The 7,319-nt window shown below is 61.6% G+C and carries 5 protein-coding genes and 2 pseudogenes; 3 read left to right on the top strand and 4 right to left on the bottom strand.

Annotated elements, in window-relative coordinates:
- Together QZY06_RS10215 and QZY06_RS10210 are read left to right on the top strand one after the other, a co-directional pair.
- Positions 1-897, top strand: a pseudogene (locus tag QZY06_RS10215) (phosphoketolase); the annotation flags it as partial.
- A 20-nt stretch (positions 898-917) separates the two neighbouring features.
- Entirely contained in the window at positions 918-1,631 is a 714-nt protein-coding gene (locus QZY06_RS10210) for a histidine phosphatase family protein (RefSeq protein WP_295683682.1), read from the top strand.
- A 22-nt stretch (positions 1,632-1,653) separates the two neighbouring features.
- Here the strand turns inward: QZY06_RS10210 and QZY06_RS10205 are convergent, their stop codons facing one another.
- Entirely contained in the window at positions 1,654-1,854 is a 201-nt protein-coding gene (locus QZY06_RS10205; protein ID WP_295683680.1) for a hypothetical protein, read from the bottom strand.
- Positions 1,855-2,487: 633 nt separating this feature from the next.
- Here QZY06_RS10205 and QZY06_RS10200 point away from each other — a divergent pair.
- Entirely contained in the window at positions 2,488-3,738 is a 1,251-nt protein-coding gene (locus tag QZY06_RS10200; protein WP_295683677.1) for a PIN domain-containing protein, read from the top strand.
- Between the two features lie 124 nt (positions 3,739-3,862).
- Here QZY06_RS10200 and QZY06_RS10195 read toward each other — a convergent pair.
- From QZY06_RS10195 to istA, 3 genes and pseudogenes are all read right to left on the bottom strand, one after another.
- A pseudogene (locus QZY06_RS10195) lies at positions 3,863-4,402 on the bottom strand (tyrosine-type recombinase/integrase); the annotation flags it as partial.
- 111 nt (positions 4,403-4,513) lie between these two features.
- The gene (gene istB / locus QZY06_RS10190; protein WP_295683671.1) at positions 4,514-5,269 is read right to left on the bottom strand and encodes an IS21-like element helper ATPase IstB; all 756 of its coding nucleotides are present in this window, start codon (positions 5,267-5,269) and stop codon (positions 4,514-4,516) included.
- Between the two features lie 11 nt (positions 5,270-5,280).
- On the bottom strand, positions 5,281-6,801 hold the full coding sequence (gene istA / locus QZY06_RS10185) for an IS21 family transposase (RefSeq protein ID WP_295683668.1): 1,521 nt from the start codon (positions 6,799-6,801) through the stop codon (positions 5,281-5,283).
- Positions 6,802-7,319 lie beyond the last annotated feature (518 nt).

Below are 7,319 nucleotides of genomic sequence, written 5' to 3'. Positions count from 1 at the left end.
GATTCGATGTTCAACCAGCACGCCAAGTGGCTGAAGGTGACGGCGGGCCTGCCTTGGCGGCGCAAGATCGCCTCGTTGAACTACTTGTTGGCCTCGCACGTCTGGCGCCAGGACCACAACGGCTTCACCCATCAGGATCCCGGTTTTATCGACCATGTCGTGAACAAGAAGGCCGAGATCGTGCGGGTCTATCTGCCGCCGGATGCCAACTGCCTGTTGTCGGTGATGGACCACTGCCTGCGCAGCCGCCATTACGTCAACCTTGTGATTGCGGGTAAACACCCGGCGCCGCAGTGGCTGACCATGGACGCCGCCGTCAAGCACTGCACCGAGGGCGTCGGCATCTGGCAGTGGGCCAGCAACGATCAGGCGGTTGCGCCCGACGTGGTCATGGCCTGCTGCGGCGACGTGCCGACGCTCGAGACGCTTGCGGCAGTTTCTATCCTGCGCCAGCAACTTCCGACCCTGAAGATCCGGGTGGTCAATGTGGTGGACCTGATGCGGCTGCAACCCTCGCGCGAGCATCCACATGGTCTGAGCGATGAGAAGTTCGACGCGCTGTTCACCTGCGACAAGCCGGTGATCTTCGCCTTCCACGCCTATCCCTGGTTAATCCATCGGCTCACTTATCGCCGCAGCAATCACGACAACATCCACGTTCGCGGCTACAAGGAAGAAGGCACGGTCACCACGCCCTTCGACATGACCGTACTCAACGAACTGGACCGCTTTCATTTGGTCATCGACACGATCGACCGATTGCCGCAAACCGGCGATCAGGGTGCTGCGCTGAAGCGGAAGCTCAAGGACAAGCTGGTCGAACACCGGCAGTACATCAACAAGCACGGCCAGGACATGCCGGAGATTCGCAACTGGCGATGGGGGCAATCGGTGTGAGCGCGGTCAGCCCACCGGCCTTGCGGATCTATCTGATTCGGCACGGTCAGACTGATTGGGCCTTGGCGCAACGGCATACCGGGCTGACCGACATCGCCCTAAACGAGTTCGGCGAGCGTCAGGCGCGGAGTCTGGCGAAAGCGCTCGGCACACTCGGTTTCACCAAGGTGCTGACCAGTCCGCTGAAGCGTGCGCGACAGACTTGTGCGCTTGCAGGGCAGGGCGCTGCTGCGGAGGCCGATCCCGACCTTGCGGAGTGGAACTACGGCGATTACGAAGGATGGACGACCCGGGAAATCCAGCTGCATTCTGCCGATTGGAATGTGTTCTCCAACGGTTGCCCCAATGGCGAGACCGCCGGGCAGATATCGATGCGCGCGGACCGAGTCATCGCGCGCCTGATCGACTTGAGCGGCAACATCGCCGTCTTCTCCCATGGGCATTTCGGCCGGGCGCTGGCAGTGCGCTGGCTGCAGATGCCCCTGACTCAGGCGCGGCATTTCGCGCTGGATGCCGCCTCGGTCAGCGTACTGGCGCTGGATATTGCGCACGCGAAGTTGCCGATCATCGCAATGTGGAATCTTCCTGCCACCGCTGAGCCAGCCGTTACTGTCGAGCGGCTGGCACCCGCGGACTTGGCCGAGCCGGCGCCGGCCATCCAGCGCTGGGAAAACGAAGGTGGCGAAATCCTGCACGGACCTCTGCAGAGCAACCTTCTGGATTCCGCTGCCTGAGAGACGCGGCTCCAGACAGCCGTTAAACAATCACCGCCTGCACGGAGCGGCGCAGCGACCGCGGCATCTGCGGCCCGCGACCGAGGCGCACGACCAGATCCAGTCTGCCGTTGCCGATCCCCGGTGAGCGGGAAAACAGTGGTCGCAGCGCCGATACCTCGACGGGTTGGTTGACGAAGGCCGCGCGGATTCCCAGCGCTGCCGCATGCAAGGCAAAGCGCATATAGCAGCGGCCCGCTTCGATCCAGTGCGCCGGATCGGCTGCTTGCCGATGTGAAGATGGCGATTCCTGCCAAGCTGCGCAGCGGACTGGCGTGTTTGTCGTTCTCGGCGTCTATCGTGAACAAGCGGAGCAAGTGCTTGAGTTCCTCGACGAAAGCGGGCTCCTTCAACAGGGTTTGGTTGCTCGAGCTCGTGGGAGATAATGCGGCCGTCTCGAATGGCGACGGGAAGATCACGGACTCAACTGCCTCTGGACGTCCTGTTTTTTGTAGCGCCATGCAAAATGTTGCCCGGTAACCGGAGATCAATATGCCCACCAACGGCCCCATGCGTCTGGACGCCGAACTGAACGAGGCAGCCCGCGAGACGGCTGGCAGCATGAGCCGCAGTCTGTCCCAGCAAACTGGACACTAGACACTGGGCGCGGATCGGGCGGGAGCTTGAGCGCGGCCCCGGCGTCACGGCCCCAGCCGTGCAGGCAGTGCTGGTCGAATCGCTGATCTGAATCGGGGGTTTACCGCCGCTTAGTAGTGGGTCGTCTTCTTTCAGTCTGTAAGAAGCAGCCCAACGTGCTGTATTCCGCAGTCAGTAACGTGCCAGAAGCGGACAGCTAACGATTTAATTCAAGAGCCGTGTGACCGTCGAGCGTTTCGTGCGTAAGCGGTTAATGCAATACTGCTTCTATATCAATATACCGCGACGCGGTTCCGACCTTCCTGTCCAAACTATGCCAAAAGGCCACCCAAACGCATCGAGTCTGGCTAATGGAGAAGTCACATTCTTCTCGATAGACACAGATCTCATTCAGGCTGCTGGATACAACTTCAACGTCGGCGGGCTGAATCAGCTTCCACAACAGCTGCCGGCTTCAATGAAGCTGCAAATAACTGAGGTTGTTGCGTCGGAAATTGTGAACCATCGATTGGAGCCGGTTCTCACGGCGATCCAGCAGTTCAAAAGTGCCTCGGACCAGCTCAAGCGCGTGGCGCAAACACCGCTGGAGATGATCGATACCTCGTTCGAAGCGCTGAACGCTGCACAGTGCGCAGCTGAAATGTATCGGCAACAGGTTCTCGACTACGCCACTCGCTGCAGAGGTGCCGTGCTACCGATTGGTGGCCCTGATCAAGCCGCCGAGTTGTTCAATCGCTATTTCGCCGAGGCTGCTCCTTTCGCGAAGCGCAAGGAAAAAAAAACGGAGTTCCCAGACGCGATGTCGCTGCTACTCCTGGAGCGCTACGCGAAGGAGTACCGAACTAGGGGGATCATCGCCTCAAAGGATGCCGGTTGGACTGCCTTCGCCGAGGCATCGGACTACTTATTTGCAGTTGAATCTATAGAAGAGCTTGCTGCGCTCTTCGCCGCCACAACCGAGCACGCGCAAGCTCTGAAGGCTAAGGTTCTTGAAGCCGTGCGCAACGAGGGTTCTTCGCTGCGCGTGCTCCTCAACGAAGCGTTGGAGGAGCACGCAGCTCAATCCCAGTGGGACGCAGAAGATGTGTATAGCGGCTCTCATCGCATCGAGACCGAAGTCAGCGAGATAAATGTAACCTCCTACACCATTGATGAAAACAGCATCAACGTCTGGCAACTAGAGGACGATCCTTCAACATGGAGCGTCGAGATCGAAGTCGCCATCTCTGTGAAGGTAGGTGTTAGTGTCGAGTTCTTTGTATGGGACAGCATTGACCGCGAAGAACTATCTTTAGGGTTCGACTCGTATAACGTTGAGGAAGTGATTTCGGTGGCTGCTTACCTTAGCTGTACGGGCGTTCGCTTGGACAATGATCCTCAGACTTGGCACTTCGAGACCGATATTAGTCCAGCAAGCTACTCGATAACCGGATTCGAGGCAGAGCCTGACTTTAGCGATTGGGATGAATAGGGCGGCACCCGCCAAGGTCGTCTCCCTGGCAATTTCTACTGCGTGCCGGGAACTGACACTCGTGAGAGTCGCTTCGGACTGGTCAGCGACCATTGACGATCGCTGACCAGCGGGCCCATCGACCTCACACTTCGGTCTGCTCCGCCATCTCCAGCGCGTCGTCGACCTCGATGCCCAGATACCGCACGGTGCTCTCCAGCTTGGTGTGACCAAGCAGAAGCTGCACTGCTCGTAGGTTCTCTGTTTGGCGATAGATCAGGGTCGGCTTGGTGCGACGCATCGTGTGGGTGCCATATGCGCAGGGGTCTAGTCCGATCTGCCGGACCCATGAGTCCACAATCCTCGTGTACTGACGTGTCGAGAGATGAGGCGATTCGTGAATCCGACTTGGGAACAGATAGTCCGCCGACCGGAGGCCGCCTTTCGCCAACCAAGCCCCGACGGACTCCCGTGTTGCTTCAATAATCTCGAACTGGACGGGACGTTGGGTCTTCTGTTGCATCACGATCGCGCGAGGCGACACCCGGTCGCCATGGCAGATGTCGCTGACTCTCACTTTCACCAGATCACACGCGCGCAGCTTTCTGTCGATGGCCAGATTGAACATCGCCAGTTCTCGCGTCCGCTTTGCGAGCTGAAGCCGCTCGCGAATGGCCCAGTGCTGATTCCGCCGATGTCGGTCCACGCTTCCGCGTGATGTCGGTCCAGCGTTCCGGGGCAAGCCGGTCCAGTGGGGACGGGACTGGAAATACTGTGGGTAGTTGAAGGAGCCGCGTCAATTCGACGGTGCGGTCACCTGCTTGGAGGTCTTTCGCTTCCGCATGGATTCGCCGGTGAGATTGAGCCGGTAGGCGTTGTGGACGAGCCGGTCGAGGATGGCGTCGGCCAGCGTCGGATCGCCGAGATAGTCGTGCCACTGCTCGACCGGAAGCTGGCTGGTAATCAGCGTGGACTTCTTGTCGTAGCGATCGTCGAGGATCTCCAGCAGGTCGCGCCGGGTCTGGTCAGTGAGCGGGGTCAGGCCGAAGTCGTCGAGGATCAGCAGATCGACCTTGGCGAGGCTGCGGAAGAAGCTGGATCGGTTGTTCATGGCGGTGGCGCGGGTGAGCTCGTCGACCAGGCGCGGCAGGCGGTAGAAGCGCACGGTGTGATCGATGCGGCAGGCGGCATGGCCGATGGCGCAGGCGATCCAGGACTTGCCGACGCCGGTGGGGCCTGAGATCAGCACGTTCAGATGCTCGGTGATCCAGGCCAGGCTGGTGATCGGTGTCAGCGCCGTTTTCTGCAAACCACGCGGCGTGCGGGTGTCCAGATCTTCGAGGCAGGCACCCTGCGCTAGCTTGGCCCAGCGCAGGCGCTGGCCGAGTCGCTGGGTCTTGCGGTCATGCGCTTCGTGCTGGAGGAGCAGTGCCAACCGGTCCTCGAAGGGCAGCGCGGCAGCATCGGGACTGGCGAGTTGGTGTTCCAGGGCCGCGGCCATGCCGCGCAGGCGCAGGGCGTGAAGCTGGTCAAACAGCGGGTTCTGTAGCAAGAGCGGGTTCCTCACTGGTAGTACGACGGCCCGCGCAGGTTGCCGTGCGCGGGGATGGACAAGCCGGGAAGCTCGCTCTGGACCGGTGCCTGGATCAGCGCGCGCAGGGTGCGATAACTGGTGCTGCCGAGGCTCAGTGCTCGCTGGCAGGCAGCTTCCAGCCGCACGGCATCGAAATCCTTGGCCAGACGCAGGATCCCCAGCGAGCGACGCAGGGTCTGCTCGGGATGGACGCGGCCATGGACCTGCTGGCCAATCACGGCGGCGGTACACGGCCCGATGCGCTCGGCATCGCGGAGCAGGCGTTCGTGGGACAGCTCCACCACCGCCTGATGTCGCGGCGGGCGGTGCTCGGCGATGGTGGTGAAGCTGCCACGCAGGCTGGATCGCCGATGCACGGCGCGCCGCGTGCCGCGATGGAAGATCTCCACGCCGCTGGCCGTGAGCCGCACGTCGACGGTCTTGCCGATCAGCGGGTGCGGGACTGAGTAGTACCGGCGCTCGATCTCGACGTGATAATCCAGATGGACCTTGGCCTTCTTCCAGGTCGCGTACTCGTAGGGCGAATCCGGCAGCGCGCGCAGTGCCGGCTGGTCCGTCGCGGCGAAGATGCTGGCCCGGCTGCCCTCGCGCTTCTGGAAGGGCTTCTGGTTGAGCTCGGCGATCAGTGCGCGGATCGCCTCGTTGAGCGCGGCCAGCGAGAAGAAGGTGGCATCGCGTAGCCGGGCCAGGATCCATCGCTCGACCAGCAGCACGCCGCTTTCCACTGATGCCTTGTCGCGCGGCTTGCGCACCCGTGCCGGCAGGATCGCCAGGCCGTAGTGCCGGGCGAATTCCTGATACGCCGGATTCAGGTCCGGATCGTAGCGATCCGCCTTGGTGACGCCGCTCTTGAGATTGTCCGGCACCACGGCCGCCGGGCTGCCGCCGAAGAAGGCAAAAGCGCGTACATGGGCGCCGATCCAGTCGGCAGCCGTCTGCGTCCACGTCGCTTCGGCATAGGTGTAGCTGGAATGGCCGAGCACGGCGACGAAGACCTGTGCCGGCAGGATCTCGCCCGTCGCCGGATCGACGACCTTGGCCGTCAGTCCGGCGTAATCGACGAAGAGCTGATCGCCGGCCGCATGCGTCCGGCGCAGCACCGCATCCTGCGTCGCCGTCCAGCGCCGGTAGTGATCGCAGAACGCGCTGTACTCGCAGCCATCGGGATGCGCAGTGCGGTATTCCTGCCAGAGCAGACGCCGCGTCACGCCCTTGCGGGCAAGCTCGGCGTGAATGCGCGCGAAGTCCGGGAACGGAAAGTCCGGCGCCACCGGATCGACCGGATACAGGCGCGCTTCCAGCACGCCGTCGTCCAGGCCATCCGGCAACGGCCACGACAGGCCCGCCTCGCGGACGCGGCGCAGGCATTCCTGCACCGTCGAACGGGCCACCGACAACGACGCGGCGATCTGCCGCTCCGGCAGCCCCGCCTCAAACCGAAGACGAAGTACCTCTCGAATCTTGCGCACGGATAACCTCGGCTGCGCCACCTCGTCCTCCTCCCAGAAGGGAAAAAGGATCGAGCGTAGCGGGGTTATCCCGTCTCACCCGCTGGACCGGCTTGCCGCGGAATCGTGGACCGACATCACACGGAATCTTGGACCGACATGCCGCGGAATCTTGGACCGGCTTGGCGCGGATTACGCAGCCCAGATGTCTTTCAGCCTGAGGGGCGCCTTCTGGCCAACGAGCTTGCCTTTGGTCCAGCGTCCATGAGAAACGCTTCGGGTCGATGCACTTTCGATGACGAACTCCGGTGAGGAGGAAAAGTTCAGTTTGCTCCTCGGGCCACTCCCGACAACTCGGTCAGAAATAATCGAACGGGCGCTGACGTGCCAATTGCAGTCATTCGCCCCGATATTAGTGACGACGAACGGTCTAGCCTACTAGAGCCCAAATCGTCGATGGACAACCAGGGGCGGATCTACAGAGGCGGTAGCGATCGCCCGAAGTCTGTTGAACGAGTTTGATGAAATATCTCGACGATTCAGGGCATTGTCTCCGTTCG

This window comes from uncultured Nevskia sp., from assembly GCF_903885465.1.
GTDB lineage: Bacteria > Pseudomonadota > Gammaproteobacteria > Nevskiales > Nevskiaceae > Nevskia.
Note: the sequence above shows the minus strand (reverse complement) of the source record. Positions and strands in the feature narration are given on the sequence as shown.

Coding starts and splice junctions, on each gene's coding strand:
- QZY06_RS10205 (WP_295683680.1), bottom strand. CDS start 1,854: ATGCGCTTTGCCTTGCATGCGGCAGCGCTGGGAATCCGCGCGGCCTTC.